Origin of the sequence: Occallatibacter sp., from assembly GCF_049802275.1 — a bacterium.
Lineage (GTDB): Bacteria > Acidobacteriota > Terriglobia > Terriglobales > Acidobacteriaceae > Telmatobacter.
On sequence record NZ_JBARMD010000429.1, the window covers coordinates 1 to 2,381 of the forward strand.

General features: G+C 55.3%; 1 protein-coding gene. It reads right to left on the minus strand.

Features of this window, described 5'->3' with window-relative positions; all coding sequences use genetic code 11:
- A partial coding sequence (locus WA354_RS15000; RefSeq protein ID WP_472813828.1) for a heavy metal translocating P-type ATPase occupies positions 1 to 1,517 on the minus strand: 1,517 nt, incomplete at its 3' end.
- Positions 1,518 to 2,381 lie beyond the last annotated feature (864 nt).

The window sequence follows — 2,381 nt, forward strand, 5'->3', positions numbered from 1 at the left end:
CTCTCCTTCTTCGTCAGTTCCTTTACAAGTGCGAGCTTCTCTTCCGGGCTCTTTCCTCCAAAAACCTCAGAGATTCCCATTCCTTCGGCGAAATACTGGACCTCGGCAGGCCGATCTCCAGAGAGAAGTACAACTTTTGAAAAGCCGTGGTGAGACTTTACATGCTTCAGGAATGGTTTGCTCTCAACGCGTGGTTGATCACGGAAGCGCAGCAATCCGGCAAGTTTGTCGTCGATTAGGAGAACGCACTCCATTCCTGTCGGGAGATCGTCGAGTCGCTTCTTCTGTACAGCCGGCGGCAGCTTCTTACGACTGGTTAACATTACTACGTGACCGGCTATATCACCGCGCATGCCGCGCCCTGGCGCTTCTTGAATCATTTGCGGATTCAGTAACGGAATCTTCTCCTCTTCCGCGGCATGCAGAACTGCGCTTCCCAGGGGATGTTTCGAATACTTTTCGAGGCTCGCCGCCAGCTGGACCAATTCCCGTCTCGGCCAATCGCCAAGGCAAAGAACTTCGGTAAGAATCGGCTTGCCATAGGTAAGCGTTCCGGTTTTGTCGACGATGAGTGTGGCGCACGACTTGATCTTTTCGAGGATGGAAGGATCTTTCACCACGATTCCGCGACGCGCTGCCACGGAGATCGCGCCTGTGATCGCGACAGGAATTGCAAGAAGCAAGGGACAGGGGGTGGCAATGACCAGAACAGCCAGGAAGCGCTCTGGATCTCCGCTCACGATCCAGGCCAATGTAGCGACCAGCAGCGAAAGCGGGGTATACCAGATTCCAAGTCGGTCACCGAGTCGTTGAATTCTGGGACGATTCTTCTCCGACGCGTGCAGAACCTCCACGATCTTCGCGTACCTCGAGTCTTTCGCAACTTGCGTCGCTTTGATCGTTAGTACCGAATCGCCGTTGACCGCTCCGGACAGGACAAATGCTCCGGGGGCCTTCTCGATCAGAAACGGTTCTCCGGTCAAATAGGACTCGTCCATGCGGCCCAGGCCATCCAGGACGACGCCGTCTACCGGACATAATTCATGCGGATAGACGCTGAGCACTTCGCCTACCGCGATTTGTTCGACGGAAACGTCTGCGATGATACTTCCCGCACCAAGTCGGTGAGCGATTTGCGGCATTCGTCGTGCGAGGGCGCGCAGCACAGAGGACGCGCGGCGGGTCGCATATTCCTCCAAAGCCTTTCCGCCTGAAAGCATGAGGATGACGATAGCGGCAACCCAGTACTGATGGAGAAGAACGCCACTCACGATCGAGAGGAACGCGAGGATATCAACACCAAAATTCCCGCGCACAAGTTGGATGAGAAGTTCAATGCACAGAGGAAAGCTGGCAATGATGACACTGACAAGCAGTATGGTGCTTCGTGAACTCGCGTTGGGAAATGCAATCGGCGCGCTCCATGCGGCGAGCATGCTCCCAAGCAGGAAGACAGCTACCAGGCCGTGAGACAACGACCCGAACTGCTCGCGAAGCTTGTCCAATAAGGGCTTCATCTCGTTGCTCCTTGGTCACGCTGTTCTTCTAATCACCAGTTGGGGTCCGTGCGCGGCTCGCGTCACCGGCAGACCGATCTCCTGAACCACTCTCTTGATCGAAGGCCTGTTCGCCCGGCGTTCGAAAACCAGCCCGTCCCCGGTCCAGCGCCGAATGCTCAAAACCTCGCAACAACGTTCGCATACCCAGAAGTAGCGAGACCGAACCGCGCAGATTGGGAACCCCCAGTCGCTGCGTGTTACGCGTTGCTCGGGCGGAACGTCAAGTTCGATCAAACGAAGCGCACCGCTCGTCAGGTCATCTGCAACACAACCGCATTCTGGATTTGCGCAATGCATGTAGAGATTCCTTTCTGACACAGAGTCTTGAATAGAGGGCGTCACTCCACGGCGGTCCGTGGTTGGAACATGCTTAACCGCCCTATCAGGCCAGCGCACGGGAATTCCCACTGGAATTTAAAGAGGCAATCGCAGGTCCATAATGGACGGCGCAATCTGCATCGGGGACCGGGCAATCTGGGTGATATCCAGGCTCCCTATCAGGTTCTGTCAAAGAATTGCGACGAAATTGTCGGAATTCTTGTCGGGGTGCTTGAGTTTCGCGCGAAGGAACTCCACATCTGTATTTTCGGTAACAGGCCTAGTTCACTAATCGGAGACTCATTCGAGACTTGAGTTGATCCAGCGGTTCTGTGTCTGAATCTATAGGTTTTGAAACGGAACTGGCAGAGGAGGGGCGGGCATTGGTCGCTGAAAGCGGCGACTGGATACAGCGACGCCGGCTTTTACCTGTTTCAGGCGCCTGACATATGGATCGCAACCGGAAAACTTGGGGCTGGTGTTTGGCTCCGCCCTGCTACATAG